The organism is Thalassotalea fusca (assembly GCF_053485835.1).
On sequence record NZ_JBQRUN010000001.1, the window covers coordinates 267,020 to 283,018 of the forward strand.

General features: G+C 40.8%; 15 protein-coding genes. 10 read left to right on the forward strand and 5 right to left on the reverse strand.

The window, feature by feature from the left end; all coding sequences use genetic code 11:
- Window positions 1-53: 53 nt before the first annotated feature.
- Window positions 54-674, forward strand: a complete 621-nt coding sequence (locus tag ACSLUK_RS01150; RefSeq protein WP_448546656.1) for a transglycosylase SLT domain-containing protein — start codon at window positions 54-56, stop codon at window positions 672-674.
- A 70-nt stretch (window positions 675-744) separates the two neighbouring features.
- Here ACSLUK_RS01150 and ACSLUK_RS01155 read toward each other — a convergent pair whose 3' ends face one another.
- The 4 genes from ACSLUK_RS01155 to ACSLUK_RS01170 form a co-directional block, all read right to left on the reverse strand.
- Window positions 745-1,488: a substrate-binding periplasmic protein gene (locus tag ACSLUK_RS01155; protein WP_448546657.1), complete on the reverse strand. Its 744-nt coding sequence runs from the start codon at window positions 1,486-1,488 to the stop codon at window positions 745-747.
- A 989-nt stretch (window positions 1,489-2,477) separates the two neighbouring features.
- Window positions 2,478-3,758 (reverse strand): HlyC/CorC family transporter, encoded by a 1,281-nt coding sequence (locus ACSLUK_RS01160; RefSeq protein ID WP_448546658.1) that lies wholly within the window; start codon window positions 3,756-3,758, stop codon window positions 2,478-2,480.
- Window positions 3,759-3,835: 77 nt separating this feature from the next.
- Window positions 3,836-4,636 (reverse strand): cytochrome C assembly family protein, encoded by an 801-nt coding sequence (locus tag ACSLUK_RS01165; RefSeq protein WP_448546659.1) that lies wholly within the window; start codon window positions 4,634-4,636, stop codon window positions 3,836-3,838.
- A 237-nt stretch (window positions 4,637-4,873) separates the two neighbouring features.
- The gene (locus ACSLUK_RS01170; RefSeq protein ID WP_448546660.1) at window positions 4,874-5,896 is read right to left on the reverse strand and encodes an SO_0444 family Cu/Zn efflux transporter; all 1,023 of its coding nucleotides are present in this window, start codon (window positions 5,894-5,896) and stop codon (window positions 4,874-4,876) included.
- A gap of 197 nt (window positions 5,897-6,093) precedes the next feature.
- On the opposite strand from ACSLUK_RS01170, the gene ffh reads away from it, so the two are divergent.
- The 9 genes from ffh (at window position 6,094) to ACSLUK_RS01215 (ending at window position 15,401) form a co-directional block, all read left to right on the forward strand.
- The gene (ffh, locus tag ACSLUK_RS01175; protein ID WP_448546661.1) at window positions 6,094-7,473 is read left to right on the forward strand and encodes a signal recognition particle protein; all 1,380 of its coding nucleotides are present in this window, start codon (window positions 6,094-6,096) and stop codon (window positions 7,471-7,473) included.
- 285 nt (window positions 7,474-7,758) lie between these two features.
- Window positions 7,759-8,007 (forward strand): 30S ribosomal protein S16, encoded by a 249-nt coding sequence (rpsP, locus tag ACSLUK_RS01180; RefSeq protein WP_448546662.1) that lies wholly within the window; start codon window positions 7,759-7,761, stop codon window positions 8,005-8,007.
- Between the two features lie 26 nt (window positions 8,008-8,033).
- Window positions 8,034-8,564 (forward strand): ribosome maturation factor RimM, encoded by a 531-nt coding sequence (rimM, locus tag ACSLUK_RS01185; RefSeq protein ID WP_448546663.1) that lies wholly within the window; start codon window positions 8,034-8,036, stop codon window positions 8,562-8,564.
- An 18-nt stretch (window positions 8,565-8,582) separates the two neighbouring features.
- Entirely contained in the window at window positions 8,583-9,344 is a 762-nt protein-coding gene (trmD, locus tag ACSLUK_RS01190; RefSeq protein WP_448546907.1) for a tRNA (guanosine(37)-N1)-methyltransferase TrmD, read from the forward strand.
- Window positions 9,345-9,357: 13 nt separating this feature from the next.
- Window positions 9,358-9,711 (forward strand): 50S ribosomal protein L19, encoded by a 354-nt coding sequence (gene rplS, locus ACSLUK_RS01195; protein WP_448546664.1) that lies wholly within the window; start codon window positions 9,358-9,360, stop codon window positions 9,709-9,711.
- Between the two features lie 483 nt (window positions 9,712-10,194).
- Entirely contained in the window at window positions 10,195-12,138 is a 1,944-nt protein-coding gene (acs, locus tag ACSLUK_RS01200) for an acetate--CoA ligase (RefSeq protein ID WP_448546665.1), read from the forward strand.
- A gap of 385 nt (window positions 12,139-12,523) precedes the next feature.
- Window positions 12,524-13,621 carry a 3-deoxy-7-phosphoheptulonate synthase gene (locus tag ACSLUK_RS01205; RefSeq protein WP_448546666.1) on the forward strand — a complete coding sequence of 366 codons (1,098 nt, stop codon included), beginning with the start codon at window positions 12,524-12,526 and terminating at the stop codon, window positions 13,619-13,621.
- Window positions 13,622-13,651: 30 nt separating this feature from the next.
- Complete coding sequence (tyrA, locus tag ACSLUK_RS01210; RefSeq protein ID WP_448546667.1) at window positions 13,652-14,791, forward strand: bifunctional chorismate mutase/prephenate dehydrogenase; 1,140 nt, start codon at window positions 13,652-13,654, stop codon at window positions 14,789-14,791.
- Between the two features lie 124 nt (window positions 14,792-14,915).
- On the forward strand, window positions 14,916-15,401 hold the full coding sequence (locus ACSLUK_RS01215) for a thioredoxin family protein (protein WP_448546668.1): 486 nt from the start codon (window positions 14,916-14,918) through the stop codon (window positions 15,399-15,401).
- Between the two features lie 40 nt (window positions 15,402-15,441).
- On the opposite strand, the gene ACSLUK_RS01220 is transcribed toward ACSLUK_RS01215, so the two are convergent.
- Window positions 15,442-15,909, reverse strand: a complete 468-nt coding sequence (locus ACSLUK_RS01220; RefSeq protein ID WP_448546669.1) for a nuclear transport factor 2 family protein — start codon at window positions 15,907-15,909, stop codon at window positions 15,442-15,444.
- Between the last annotated feature and the right edge of the window lie 90 nt (window positions 15,910-15,999).

Genomic DNA, 15,999 nt, shown 5'->3' on the forward strand with positions numbered 1-15,999 from the left:
GTTATTGTAAGATTGACGCATATCATTGCAAGGTTGTAGGTGTTATTTACTTTATGGCAGTAAACAAAAAAGTGATTCTAGCTTCTGTGCTTCTGGTATCGTTGATTGGGTGCGCCACACCACCCCCAAAAAATCCCGATAACTTATGTGAAATTTTTAGAGAGCACCGAGATTGGTATTTTGCGGCTAAAGACGCACGTGAGCGTTGGGGAGTGCCTATACATGTACCAATGAGTATGATGTACCAAGAGAGCTCATTTAAATCTGATGCCTTACCACCAAGAGATTATTTATTAGGCTTTATCCCATGGGGCAGGGTAAGTACTGCGTATGGTTATTCTCAAGCTAAAACGATGACATGGGATGATTACATTCGAGAAACAGGGAATTCTGGCGCTGATCGTGATGACTTTGATGATGCGATTGATTTTATGGGCTGGTTTATTTACAAGACCCAAAAGTTCAACAAAGTGTCTAAATGGGATGCCTATAACCAATATTTGAATTATCACGAAGGCTGGGGTGGATTCAAACGTAAAACCTATAAGAAAAAAGCCTGGTTAGTTAAAGTGTCTCGCAAGGTTGATAATCGTGCAAGACGATACAGTAGCCAATTAAAAAGTTGTGAGGCAGATCTTAACAAAAGCTGGTTGTGGCGTTTAATTTTTGGTTAATCACATTTCACTTGGTATTAGATCAATGAAGCCAGCACATATTATGCTGGCTTCTCCATTTTTATAGGTGTTAGTAAGATTCATATATAGCCTTATGAACACCATTAGCGCGTATTATTCTCATACCTTCATCAAATTTATCTGCATAAAATTGTCCTTTTGGATGGACTCTTGAAAACGCCAAATGAATAGGTGTTGACTCGTTAATAAAAGCAAAATCAATAATAGATTCAAGCTTAAGTTGTTTAAGCAATATATTGGCAGTCTTGTTGTAAATTATCGTACCGTCAATCCTACCGTTTGCCAGCTTTTTTAAGTTACTTATTTCTGAATCTGAAATCGCTTCTGAAATAACGTTAGTTTTGACCATATCTAAATAATGATCGCCGTAACCATATCCGCGAACAACACCTATGGTTACACCTTCTGGTAATTCATTCCTATTGAGGGATTTGATTGGCTTGTTTTTATTGTGGTAATACGCGGAAACAGCATCAAATAACTTTTCTTTGCCTAAAATATACTTCTGATTACTCTGCGCATCGAGTGGTACGTTAAAGCCTGCTATATGTGTGCCTGCTTCTATATTTTGCAGTACGCGCGCGTAAGGGTATATTTCGTAGACAACCTCGATGCCAACGCTGTTGAACGCTGCGACTATAATTTCATTGGCTAAACCTGTGCCATCTTGTCTGGCATAGGGGATCCAATCATTTTCAGCAGCAATTATGACAGTTTCAGCATATACAAGTTTAAGGGGGAAAGAGTATGCGACTGCAAACATTAACATTAATCTGCATACCAATTTTGTCATTCAACTTTCCTATTTTAGCGATATAAGGCTGCCGACATTGGCCACGTATTTACTAGTTTTATATATAGCTGACAATTTGGATGAAAGCTACCCATTTAAATGCATTCGCTCTGTCGAGTATTAATCATATTTCATCCAGCTTTTGGTGAGCATATATGCGAAGATTGTCGTAGATCTAATCTAAGGATCCTTTTTGATCGAAAGGCATGTATCCACATGACGTAAATAGCATTTACCTTGCCAAAATCACTAATTTTCTTAAGAAAGTTCACCGAGGCTACGAATTTCTTGGCCTAGCAAACGCTGTTAAAAAAACTTCATAAATTTGCAAAAAAACCATTTGCAAATCAGGAATGCGTTATTTTATTGGTCTCCAATTTGTTATCCACAGAAAATGTGGAAATGTGATCAAACCATACTTACCTGTGTATAAGTTTGTGGTTAAATTAGTGTTGTGAATTTATTGTGCAATTATTGTCTAAAAATTGGTGAGGAAAATAACATCAAAAGGATTAAAAGTTTTTGTTGCTAAAATGAGCAAGAAATATGTTTCATCTTCTTTATCTCGATGCTAACGATGTTTAGGTTCACTTCAAGTTACTTAACGCACGTTGGAGCAGCTAATGTTGCTAAATTCAGGGTCTCAAGCTTTCTTTGTACTTAAAAGGGAATTTTCAGGGCTGTGCGTGTGAAAGCCGCTGATAATAAAGGCTGTAGCTTTTTTATAGGGAGTTGATGGTATGCTTTGTTGGCGAACTGAATCTGATAAATTGTACTGGTGCTTGCTGGTTTGTTCGGCTGCGATAAAATTTGGTTGTTATAGTGGACGACGATAAATAAATCAAGAATAGGTCGGTATGATTACTGTTTATGTTTACTATCGTCGCTTTTGATTATTGCTTGAATCTACAATAACTCGATATCGGATAAAGTGCTAAGGGGATTTTAAAAAGCATCTGTGGATATTATTCATGCCTAGTGTACAAAAATCACTCATCTTCCTCTTCGATATAGTATTCTGGCATTATACGAACTGTTTTGATCATGTTATCGTTTACGTCAACGATCTCCACAGGATAGCCAGAGATTCGTACACTTAAGTTTGACTGTGGAATGTCTTCAAGATATTCCAAGATCAAGCCATTTAGTGTTTTTGGGCCATCAGTAGGGAAGTCCCAATTCATCTCTTTATTGATATCACGCACAGAAGCACTACCATCAACCAAATAGCTGCCATCTGGTTGTACATTGACTTCTTCACTTGGTGGTGTTTCCATCGTGGTTGTGAAGTCACCGACTATTTCTTCTAGTATATCTTCTAAGGTAACTAACCCTTGAATATCGCCATATTCATCAACAACTAACCCTAAACGTTCTTTAGCATGCTGAAACTTCAATAATTGGACATTAAGCGGTGTGCCCTCTGGTACGAAGTATAATTCTCTTACCGCTCTTAATAGAGTGGCTTTAGTGAATTGACCTTTAGATACTAATTTAAGTGCGTCACGAACGTGCACATAGCCTACTACGTCATCAATATTGTCACGATATAAAAGCACGCGCGTGTGGTTAGCATGAGTTAATTGTTTTTGGATCCTTTTCCAGTCGTTGTTGATATCGATACCAACCAACTCACTGCGTGGGATCATAATGTCTTCAACTTTGACACGATCAAGATCTAGTATGCTTACCAACATGCTTTGGTCTCGCTCAGGCAACAGCGCACCAGCTTCATTGACTAATGTTCGTAATTCTTCAGTACTCAGATCGTGCTGTTCGCCTTTACCGTGCCTTACGCCTATCAACCAAAGAAGACCATTAGTGATATAGTTTACGGCTGCAACCAAAGGGAAGAGCAGCTTGAGTAATGGCGTTAATATCAGTGAACTTGGAAATGCGATCTTCTCAGGATGCGAGGCCGCAAGAGTTTTAGGCGTAACTTCGGCAAAGATCAGGATCACGAGTGTTAATATGACGGTAGCCGCCAAAACACCCACATCACCTAATAGACGCAAGCCAATAATAGTTGCGATTGCAGAAGCCGCGATATTTACGAGGTTGTTCCCAATAAGGATCAAACCTATTAATCGATCCGGTCTATTGAGTAATCGACTAACGCGGCGGGCGCCCTTATGTTTTTGTTTTTCTAAGTGGCGCAGGCGATAACGGTTGAGCGACATCATGCCAGTTTCAGAGCTAGAAAAGAATGCAGAGATTAGTATGAGAATGCCAAGCATGGCAAATAACATGCCTGTAGAGATGCTGTCCAAAAAAGGGTCCTATAATAGTTAAAAACACATGAACAATTTTATAAATCGTTCACAGATTAATCGTTATACCTTAAATGCTACAAGATTAGAAATTCTTTCACGAATCTACTGCCAAAATATGCAAGCGTAAGTAATCCAGTTGCTATTGTTGTCATAAACAGTACACGATGACCTCGCCACCCTTTATGGTAATGTCCCCACAAGATTGCAACATATATAACCAATGCTAATAGCGAGAAAAATGCTTTATGTGCATTGCTTTTCGAAAAGAATTCATCAAGAAAAAATACGCCTGTTAACTGGCTGATAAGTAATAAAATCGTACCAGCTGCCAAAATGGTAAATAATTGAGCTTCTACCTGCATTAAAGGCGGTAAGTGACTAACTGCTGATAGTGCCTTTTCTTTGAGCTTCATATTGATGTAAGCCACTTGAAAGGCAAATAGCATTGCAATAATCAACACACAGTAGGCGATTAGTGCCAACGTTACGTGACTAAACAAGGCGAGATTATCCGTGACCAACGGTGTCAGCTTATTGTGTGGAATTAAGGCCATGATTAACTGCCAAAATCCAGCAAAGCCATATACTACTGGTAGCAGCAAGTTAACTTTATATTTGAGCGCTATAACGGTAACCGATAAAGTAATGACTAGGCTAACAAGCGAAACAACATTAGATAACGCAAAGTTGATCGTGCCACTGTCATATAAGAAATTGCTTGTTGATAAAGAATGAAGCACTATGGCTAAACAACCAAAACCCAGTACCTTAACTAAGTTTGGTCCGTCTGGATGAAACAATCTTGCCACAATCAGCGTTGTTGCAATTGTATAACTAACAAATGCGACAAGTGCGCTAATGCTTGAAAAATCCACTAATTGCTCCGTAATTTGAAAATCAGAACTAAAATCATTTGATGTCTACTGAACATTTGGAACGTCAATGACACTCACTTATTGAACAGTCATATATCTTTAAAATCTTAAAGTGACTGAAGATAAAATTCGATTCTATCAGATTCGTTAGCCTACGCTAGTTTTTCCTTGTTATTTTACTGATTTAGGAGCATCAATTAGGTGAAGAGGCTTAAATCGACTACCAAATTTTTCTAGTTACGGTTTAACTACAAACTTACGCATTGGTTTAATAGCAAAAAATGTTAATAGCAGTGTACATGACATGCCGACCCAAGCCGGTAATATCTCGTGGCTGTGTTGTAATTGTTGAACCATATTGATTTGCCAGACAGTCATTAGCCAATCCAGCAATAAGCCAAAGGCGATTGAACATAGAGCAATACCTAAGAGATAACGAATTAACACTGGTGTACCCATTTCTGATTTTATGACACCGAGCGTTGAAATATTAGTGGCAGGGCCAGCCATCATAAACACTAGCGCTGTACCTGGTGAAATGCCCGCCATAATAAAGCCAGCGGCAATTGGTGTAGAAGCCGTAGCGCAAATATACATAGGGATCGAAATTAAGATCATTAATATCATTGCAGGTAATCCACTACCATATTCAATGAGTAATTCGTTTGGTATGTAAGTGCGTACTATTGTGGCAAATACCAATCCGATAATGAGCCAAATGATTAAATCGTCAATAAGCTGCGTGCCAGCATATTTTAATCCTGAAACGGTTTTATTCACAAAGCTTGCTGACGAGTTCGTTTGCTTACATGAATTAGCGTGGCAACAACTTTTTCTTTCTTCTTGAGCTTGAACCGTTTGTTCTTTTGTAGTGGCGACCAACAAGCCAGTGATAATAGCTGACATTATTGCCGCGAATGGTCGATAAATTGCCATTACTGGGCCTAATAGTGCATAGGAAACCGAGACAGAATCTACGCCTGTTTCTGGAGTAGCAACGAGAAAGGATGCGGTTGCAGGCGAAGATGCTCCACTGCGTCTTAATTCGGTCGCGACAGGAATCACGCCACATGAGCATAACGGTAATGGCGCACCGATTAGCGCAGCTTTTACTATAGCCTTCTTACCTTGTCCTAAATGACGCGAGAGAACATTCGCAGGAAGCCATGATTTCATTAGGCCTGCTATTATAAGTCCTAACAGCAACCATGGGCTTGCTTCGTTGCAAAGTTGAATAAAATTACTGAATAAGTCAGCCATTTACTTTCTCGTGCAGGAAAAACACTCTAAAAGCAGCATATCACAATTTAGTTGATCATAAATTCATAAATGACGCTGAATAATCGGCCTTGTGGTGCTAAAAAAGTCATTGATTAAACATTAGCTATTCTCGTTTGCTTTTCGACTGCGTATAATAAGGCGTTATTTTTGTTCATTTGCCATACATAGAGAGTTTCATGTTTGAGAATCTATCTGATCGTTTAACCAAAACGCTTAAAAATATCAGCGGTCGCGGAAGACTGACTGAAGATAATATCAAAGATACCTTACGCGAAGTGCGTATGGCATTGCTAGAGGCAGACGTTGCGTTGCCTGTGGTGCGTGAATTTATTAGCAAAGTTAAAGAAAGTGCTGTCGGACAAGATGTTTCAAAAAGCCTTACGCCCGGTCAGGTATTCGTTAAAATCGTTCGCACTGAGTTAGAAAATGCCATGGGTGAGGTGAATGAATCACTGAACCTGAAAGCTGCACCGCCTGCTGTTGTGTTGATGGCGGGTTTACAAGGTGCGGGTAAAACGACCTCTGTTGCTAAGTTATCAAAATACCTAAAAGAACGTGAAAAGAAAAAAGTATTAGTAGTGAGTGCTGACGTTTATCGACCAGCAGCTATTAAGCAACTTGAAACGTTAGCCAATGAAGTAGGCGTTGAATTTTTTCCTAGTGATATAAAGCAAAAGCCAATCGATATCGCTAATGCTGCGATTGATCACGCGAAGAAACACTTTTTTGATGTGTTGATTGTGGATACGGCAGGTCGTTTACACGTCGACGAAGACATGATGGGGGAGATTCAGGAGTTACATAGCGCGATTGCTCCTGTAGAAACCTTGTTTACAGTTGACGCTATGACAGGTCAAGATGCGGCAAATACCGCTAAGGCCTTCAACGATGCATTGCCATTAACTGGTGTTATCTTAACGAAAACTGATGGTGATGCGCGTGGTGGTGCAGCGCTGTCGATTCGTCATATCACAGGTAAACCAATTAAATTTATGGGGGTTGGCGAAAAAATTGAAGCGCTTGAACCTTTCCATCCTGATCGTGTAGCTTCTCGAATTCTTGGTATGGGCGACGTTTTGTCACTCATCGAAGAAGTAGAACAAAAAGTTGATCGTAAGCAGGCGGAAAAACTTGCCAAGAAAGTGAAGAGTGGCAAAGGCTTCGACTTAGAAGATTTTCGTGAGCAGCTTGTGCAAATGAAAAACATGGGCGGAATGATGGGCTTGATGGACAAGTTGCCGGGTATGGGCAATATGTCTGATAAGATCAAAGATCAAATGGATGATAAAATTACGGTTCGTATGGAAGCGATTATCAATTCAATGACGCCAGCGGAACGTGCGCGTCCTGAAATTATCAAAGGGTCACGAAAACGCAGAATTGCTGCCGGTTCAGGCACGCAAATTCAAGATGTGAACAAATTGCTCAAGCAATTTACCCAAATGCAGAAAATGATGAAGAAAATGTCGGGTAAAGGTGGCATGCAAAAAATGATGCGTGGTATGAAAGGCATGATGCCACCGGGTGGCATGGGCGGTGGTATGTTCGGCCGTTAATTCAAGGTTTTAATGCAAAGAAAAAGCAACTTAGGTTGCTTTTCTTGTTTCTACAGCTACGAAATTTGGCATTTTAGCCACATTCTAGATCGCGCATAATTCTTAACTTAGCCTAAAATGGAATAGTAATTTAATTTTCTGATGGACTGAGTAATTCTTTAGCGAGTAATTCAAAGCAATGCTTGATTTTTTGAGCAAAAAGCGTAGAATACGCGAGCTTTTCTGTCGCTCAGGCGATAGGAAGTGTCTGGAAAATCCGTTTAACTTAAATAAATAGAGGGCGATATGGTTACCATTCGTTTAGCTCGTGGTGGCGCTAAGAAGCGTCCATTCTATCAGGTTGTTGTTGCAGATAGCCGTAACTCTCGCGATGGTCGTTTCATCGAGAAAGTAGGTTTCTTCAACCCATCAGCACAAGGTCAAGCTGAGAAATTACGTTTAGACCTAGACCGCGTTAACCATTGGGTTGGCCAAGGTGCTGCATTATCTGATCGTGTGGCTAAGTTAGTTAAAGACGCGCAAGCGGCTGCTTAATTAACTAGTAGTTTTTGGGAGATGATGTGAGCAGTACAGAAAATAAAGTAATCCTGGGCAAATTAGGCTCTGTCTATGGTGTTAAGGGTTGGCTTAAAGTTCACTCGTTTACAGATGACTCAGAAGCAATATTGGACTATTTCCCTTGGTCATTAAAATTAGGGAATAATGAACAACGTGTTGAAGTAACTGATTGGCGAAAGCACAACAATGGCTTAATCGTTAAATTTGCAGGTATCGACGATAGAGAACAGGCCCAAGGGATTGTTAACTCTGAGATATTTGTAGACAGCGAGGCTTTACCTGAATTACCTGACGGTGAGTTTTACTGGCGTGATTTGATCGGTATGGCGGTTGTTAGTGAACAAGGTTATAACTTTGGTGAAGTCACTGACATTATGGAGACAGGCGCGAATGACGTGCTCGTTGTTAAGGCTAATCGTAATGATGCCTTTGGGAAAAAAGAACGGTTAATTCCTTATCTTTTTGAACAAGTGGTATTGTCGGTTAGTATTGAAAATAAACAAATTTGTGTTGACTGGGATCCAGGTTTTTAACTCGTGGCAGGCAGTAAAATGTGGATAGGGATTATTAGCTTATTCCCTGAAATGTTTGATGCAATCACAGAGTATGGGGTGACAGGCCGAGCAATACGTAGTGGGTTGATCGAATTTCACAAGTGGAATCCGAGAGATTTTACTCATGATCGACATCGAACTGTTGATGACCGTCCTTATGGCGGTGGTCCAGGTATGTTGATGATGGTACAACCATTACGAGATGCCATAAACGCTGCGAAAAAAGCCGCAGAAGATGATGGCAGAAAAGCTAAGGTCATTTACTTATCGCCTCAGGGACGGAAACTCGATCAAACTGGTGTTTGTGAATTAGCACAAGATGATTGTCTGATTTTTATAGCCGGACGATATGAAGGAATAGACGAGCGATTAATTGCGTCTGATATAGACGAAGAATGGTCGGTCGGTGATTACATTTTAAGTGGTGGTGAACTGCCAGCGATGAATGTAATTGATGCGGTAGCCCGCATGATTCCGGGAGTGCTTGGACATAATCAATCGGCAGAGCAAGACTCTTTCTCTGATGGATTGTTAGATTGTCCTCACTATACAAGACCTGAAGTACTTGATGGTAAATCAGTACCGAAAGTGTTGTTAAGTGGTAATCATGAACACATTAGACAGTGGCGTCAGTTTCAGTCATTAGAAAGAACTTGGCTTAGAAGACCAGAACTATTAACTGACCTAGCTCTGACAGCAGAACAGGAAAAGATGCTTGAAACTATCAAGCAACAACATTCCACTGACTGTGAATCCTAGGAAGAAGGTAAATATGAGTAACATTATTAAAGAGCTCGAACAAGAGCAAATGAAGAAAGACCTACCAGCATTCGCACCAAGTGATACTGTTGTAGTTCAAGTAAAAGTTAAAGAAGGTGATAAAGAGCGACTTCAAGCATTTGAAGGTGTTGTTATTGCTGTTAAAAACCGCGGCTTACATTCTGCTTTCACTGTTCGTAAAATCTCGAACGGTGTAGGTGTTGAGCGTGTATTCCAGACACATAGCCCGTTAGTTGACTCAATTACAGTCAAGCGTCGCGGTGACGTACGTCAAGCTAAGCTTTACTATCTTCGTGATCGTTCAGGTCGTTCTGCGCGTATCAAAGAGAAGTTGGCTAAGAAGTAATTTTAGTTTAACTAAATTACTCTACAGCTTAGAAAAACCCTGTGTGATTATTCACACAGGGTTTTTTGTTTTCTGTTTTTTTTAAAGCAAAGGGATCGTAAAGCCAAAGGGCGGAATCAACTAAACATAGACTTGCAGTTGAATTCAAGTTGAGCTTTCCGTTTATTAACTCCGACCCAGAGTTATCTCATCACATTATGCGACACCTTGTCATTGTGTTATTCGTTTCTCGTGTTAATCGGTAAATCTCATGACAGCGTTGTCATTATCGTCGTCTAGTGGTAGGGTTAAGTACAATGAATAGGCAAAGTAGTTATAAATTAGCGCAAAAAATTCGGCTTTAGTTGTGTATGCGCGAACCGATTAATTCGTTATGATGGACTACAATCTTAGGTTCAAAATAAAAATTCTCATAAAAAGCTGAGTTAGTTCATTAACATACGGCGTAAATTATAAAAGATATGGCATGTTAGAGAGATTGATATGAAGGAATTATTAGCAAAATACCCAGTGACTGAAAAAGCGAAAGCACATACCTATATTGATGCTGAAACGTACGAAACAATGTACCAGCAGTCGATAGAACAACCTGAAGTGTTCTGGGCTGAACAAGCGGAAAAGTTTTTGGATTGGTATAAGCCTTGGGACAAAGTCATGGATGTCGATCTTGCGTCTGCCAATATTAAGTGGTTTGAGGGCGGTAAGTTAAACGTTAGTTACAACTGTATTGATCGCCATTTACCAGCAAAAGCAAACGACGTAGCCATAATTTTTGAAGGTGATGAACCTACCGACGATTTAAAAATTACCTATCAAGCGCTTCATGATAATGTTTGTCGGTTCGCAAACCTCTTGAAAGCCCGTGGTGTCAAAAAAGGTGATAGAGTTTGTATATACATGCCAATGATCCCTGAAGTGGGCTATGCAATGCTAGCGTGTGCGCGTATAGGTGCGATTCATTCGGTTATTTTTGGTGGTTTCTCGACAGAGTCAATAAAAGCACGTGTTCAGGATGCCGACGCGCGCGTCATTATAACGGCCGACGAAAGTGTGCGTGGTGGGCGTGTTATTCCTCTTAAGAGCAATGTTGATGCGGCGATAAAAGACAATGACGCGGTTCATACCGTTGTTGTCGTTGCGCGCACTGGTGGTAAGGTTGCTTGGAATGATGCAGTTGATGTGGATTACCAGCAAGAAGTTGTAAAGCTACCAGCGGTTTGTGAACCTGAAGTCATGGATGCAGAAGATCCACTCTTTATCCTGTATACCTCTGGATCTACGGGTACACCTAAAGGTGTGTTACACACTTGTGGCGGATATTCGCTATACGCTGCGATGACTCACAAATATGTATTTGATTATCGAGATGGTGAAATATACTGGTGCACTGCGGATGCTGGTTGGATTACCGGACATTCTTATATCTTTTATGGTCCATTGGCAAACGGTGCAACCACGCTTGTGTTTGAAGGAGTACCTACTTATCCCGATGCAAGTCGCTTTTGGCAAGTTTGTGAAAAACATCAGGTAAATGTTTTTTACACGGCTCCAACTGCAATCCGTGCGTTGATGAGCCAAGGTGACGAACTCGTTAATGGTGCTGACTTATCTTCTCTCCGTATATTGGGTACGGTGGGGGAACCAATCAATCCAGAAGCTTGGCATTGGTACTATGAAATTGTGGGTAAGGGAAATTGCCCGATCGTTGATACATGGTGGCAAACAGAAACGGGTGGCGTTTTAATTACTTCGTTACCGGGAGCAGTAGACATGAAGCCCGGTGCTGCAGGAAAACCATTCTTTGGCGTTAAACCTGCGCTTTTTGACAAAGATGGTAATACGTTAGAAGGTGACAACCAAGGGTTATTGGTAATGACAGGAAGTTGGCCAGGTCAGCTCCGTTCAGTATACGGCAATCATGAGCGGTTCTATGAAACCTATCTTAGCCAATATCCGGGCAACTACTTTACTGGCGATGGTGCAAAGCGTGATGCCGATGGCTTTTATTGGATCACTGGTCGTGTTGATGACGTGCTTAATGTTTCCGGCCATAGATTAGGTACTGCGGAAATTGAAAGTGCATTAGTGCTTCACCCTGCTGTGGCAGAAGCTGCTGTGGTTGGTTATCCGCATGAAATCAAAGGGCAAGGTGTATATGCATACGTTACGCTCATGAACAATGCGACAGAATCAGAGGAACTTATCAAGGAACTTACCGAGTTTGTTGCAAAAGAACTTGGGCGATTTGCTAAGCCTGATTACATTCAATACGCGCCGGGGTTACCTAAGACTCGTTCTGGGAAAATTATGCGTCGAATATTGCGTAAAATAGCTGAAAATGAACTATCTAATCTAGGAGATACATCAACCCTAGCTGACCCTGCAGTTGTCGAGCACCTTATCGATAATCGCATTATTCATCAGTAAACCTCTATTTTACAAAAGGTTATAGTAAGCGATAAGCGCCAAATATGGCGCTTTTTTTATAGATAAAATAACCAATTGAAAAATTGTGAAAAAAGACTGTACGTCAAAAAGCCTCAAGTGTAATATATATTTTACGGTTTTTGTGGAGTTATCTTTACGGTGTTGCTGTTGATTTCAAGAGCGAACATTTCACAAAGCCAATTTAAGAATGTATTCACCCTATTCGAAGACACTATTTGTTGAAACTTTTAATAATGAAACAAGAATTACGCACAGTAGCGCTTCCAGCGCGATTTTATTATTACCTTTCATTCTATTGTTAGTCTCCTGACTAACTTTCTTCATCTATATTTAAACTAAGCTTGCTGTATCAATGGAAATTTCTATGTCAACTGAACAAACGCAACCTAAACACAAGAGTCGTTTAAACGATATACACGTAAACGCTGAAGAGGTGCTAATTACACCAGAAGCGTTGAGAAAAGAATTACCGCTGGCCGAATCTGGCCGGTTATTTGTTTTACAGGCACGTAAGACAATCTCAGACATTATTCATCATAAAGATCATCGGCTTTTGGTGATCACAGGTCCTTGCTCTGTACATGACGTTGAGGCGGCGAAAGAGTATGCACGCAAACTTAAAGCGTTACATGATAAATACAGTGATACGCTATACATTGTAATGCGTGTTTACTTTGAAAAACCCAGAACAACGGTTGGTTGGAAAGGGCTGATCAATGATCCTCACATGGATGGTTCATTCGATGTTGAAGCTGGCTTACGTAAAGCGCGTGAGTTACTAATTTACTTAACTGAGCTAGGATTGCCTTTGGCAACTGAAGCGCTTGATCCTATCAGCCCCCAGTATCTTGCAGAGTTGTTTAGTTGGTCGGCAATAGGCGCTCGCACAACTGAATCGCAAACGCACCGTGAAATGGCCAGTGGTTTGTCAATGCCAATTGGCTTTAAAAATGGTACTAATGGGAGCTTAGATGTGGCGATTAATGCGCTGCAGTCGGCGGCGTCTTCACACCGTTTTATGGGGATTAATCGCAAAGGACAAGTAGCATTGATCAAAACATCGGGTAATCCAGACGGCCACGTGATTCTTCGTGGTGGTGCGCAGCCAAACTATGATTCGGTGAATGTTGCTTTGTGTGAAGAGTCATTGCAAAACCACCGTTTAGAGCCGGGGATCGTGGTAGATTGCTCACATGGAAATTCAAATAAGGATTACCGCCGTCAACCACTTGTTGCTGACAATGTATTTAATCAAATTCTTGAAGGGAATCACTCGATAATCGGTATCATGCTCGAAAGTCATCTGCATGCTGGCAATCAAAGTGCTGAGCTGCCTAAGCAAGAATTGCAGTATGGTGTCTCGGTTACGGATGCATGTATTGATTTTGAAACGACCACGACACTTATTGAAAAAGCAAATGCCAAGCTTCGTACCGCATTGCGATCAAGAATAAATGATTAAGCTATGTCAAACAAATTGAAAGGGTAGCTAATGGATAAAGCAGAATTTGACAGAGAGCTTGCAATATTGCGGGCAGAAATTGATGACGTTGACAGCTCACTTGTGCAATTGTTGGCTAAGCGACGGGCAATTACTACTAAAGTTGGTGAGCTAAAGAGTCAATATGGCATGCCAATTTACGCACCTGAAAGGGAGCAGGCTCTGATTCATCAAAGGCGTGAGCAAGCGCTTGCCGAAGGCGTGTCTCCGGAGCTCATTGAAGATATTTTACGAAGAATGATGCGTGACTCCTATATTAGCCAAGACGCTAGCGGTTATCGTTGTGTAGAACCTGAATGCAAGAAAGTTGTTGTGATTGGCGGGAATGGTCAATTGGGTCGGATATTCGTTGATTTGTTCAAGCGCTCAAACTACAAGGTTGTTGTTTTGGAACAGCAAGATTGGGCCAACAGCGAGTTAATCCTAGCAGATGCTAACTTAGTGCTTGTTGCGGTACCAATTCGACTCACTTCCATGATTATTCAAAAGCTAAACAATTTGCCCGAAGATTGTATTTTAGCGGATGTCACCAGTGTAAAAGAAAGCCCGCTTTATGAAATGCTTAAAATTCATCAAGGGCCGGTTGTTGGGCTTCATCCCATGTTCGGTCCTGACGTCACTGGACTGGTAAAGCAGACGATTATTGCATGTGAAGGCCGCTACCCGGAAAAATACCATTGGTTGCTAGAGCAGTGTCAGGTGTGGGGCGCCAAAATATATCCAGTGTGTGCAAATGCTCATGATCAAGCGATGGCAATGGTACAAGTCATGCGCCATTTTTCAACTATTGTTTACGGTTATCACTTAATGACAGAAGGTGCAGATATCTCTCAGTTGGTTGAGATGAGTTCACCTATCTATCGGTTAGAGCTTATTATGGTTGGTAGGCTTTTTGCGCAAGATCCTATTTTGTACACAGATATCATTTTTTCAAATGAAGATAATATTGCCATGATGAAGCGCTTTGCCTATCGGTTTTTGGAATTACTTGAAGATGTTGAACTTGGCGACAAAGAGGCATTTGTGAGCATGTTCCAGCAAGTTGCTGACTGGTTTGGCGACTATGCGGAATTATTTCTTCATGAAAGCAAAGCGATGCTGTTAAAAGCGGATGAGTTGAAAAAGCATTAGCTTGTTATTCACCAAAAATACGGACATTTAAACACGAATGTCGTGAGCACGGACAAAGCTTTTGTTTTGTCCGTGTTTTCGTTACGCTACCCGTTCAATTAATTTAAGCTCTATCGGAATCAAAATGAACAAAGTCACTTTCGCCTCTGTGTTATTTGCTGTTGCGTTAATATTCTCTAGTGATTGCTATTCTTCTAGTAATGATGTTGACGACGCCATCGGCCACGTTACAACGGGAGGTATAAAAAGTGAGTTTAAAACCTTTAACGACAATTATCAGACGTTTCAACTAACAAGTGAAGATGCTGAGCGCGTTGCAAATTGGCCTGAAAATATTAATGTGAGCGTATATTTTGGTACTTGGTGTCATGATAGCCAGCGTGAAGTACCTAAACTATTTCGAATTGCAGAAGCTTCGCTAAATGTCCAATTTTCATGGATAGCGCTAGATCGCACCAAATCAGATCCGCAATCACTTGCCAAGTTAGCAGGGGTTAAATTCACCCCAACAATAGTCGTTTATAACAATGAACATGAGATTGGCCGAATTATAGAACGACCAAAAGTCTCACTGGTGGATGATTTAGAAAAGATCATCTTCACGAACTAAGCCTGTTTGTAGGCTAATTACATAATTACGGTTTACGGCACTATTTTTGACTTTGGTGTTTGTTTTGGTCGTGATATTGCCATAACACGTTAACAATTTTCCAATCACCTTGTTGTGTTTGATACAAATGCATGTAATCAATCCACTCATCTACCGTGAGTTTAACCGAGGCAACACGATTGTCGATGTCGAGAATGTCCACGTCAACGCGTGGCTGTTTGGGAAATTTGTCGCCATGCTGATTATAAGTTTTGGCGACTTCTATCATTGTCTCGAAGCTTGTTTCTAAGACTGTTTCCTTACCAGACGATGTGCGCCAATAAGTGCGCTTTGCCAGTTTTTCGTCTACACCGCGCTTAAATAATGTTGGATCAGTATGGTGTTGAGCTTCGATGTAATCTAGTACGGCGCGTTTAATTGCCTTTTCATTCTTAGTTTCCTGACCACTTGCCGCCGCGGGCAATGCGTAGAAAAAGACTGTAAATAACACTATGTAGATAGCGCGCATAATTGTTCCTTGTAGTTGCATAGAACAAAGAAATTATGCGTTACGCCATCACGAAGCAATACGGAAAGTGTAACAAAAGTTCACTCGATA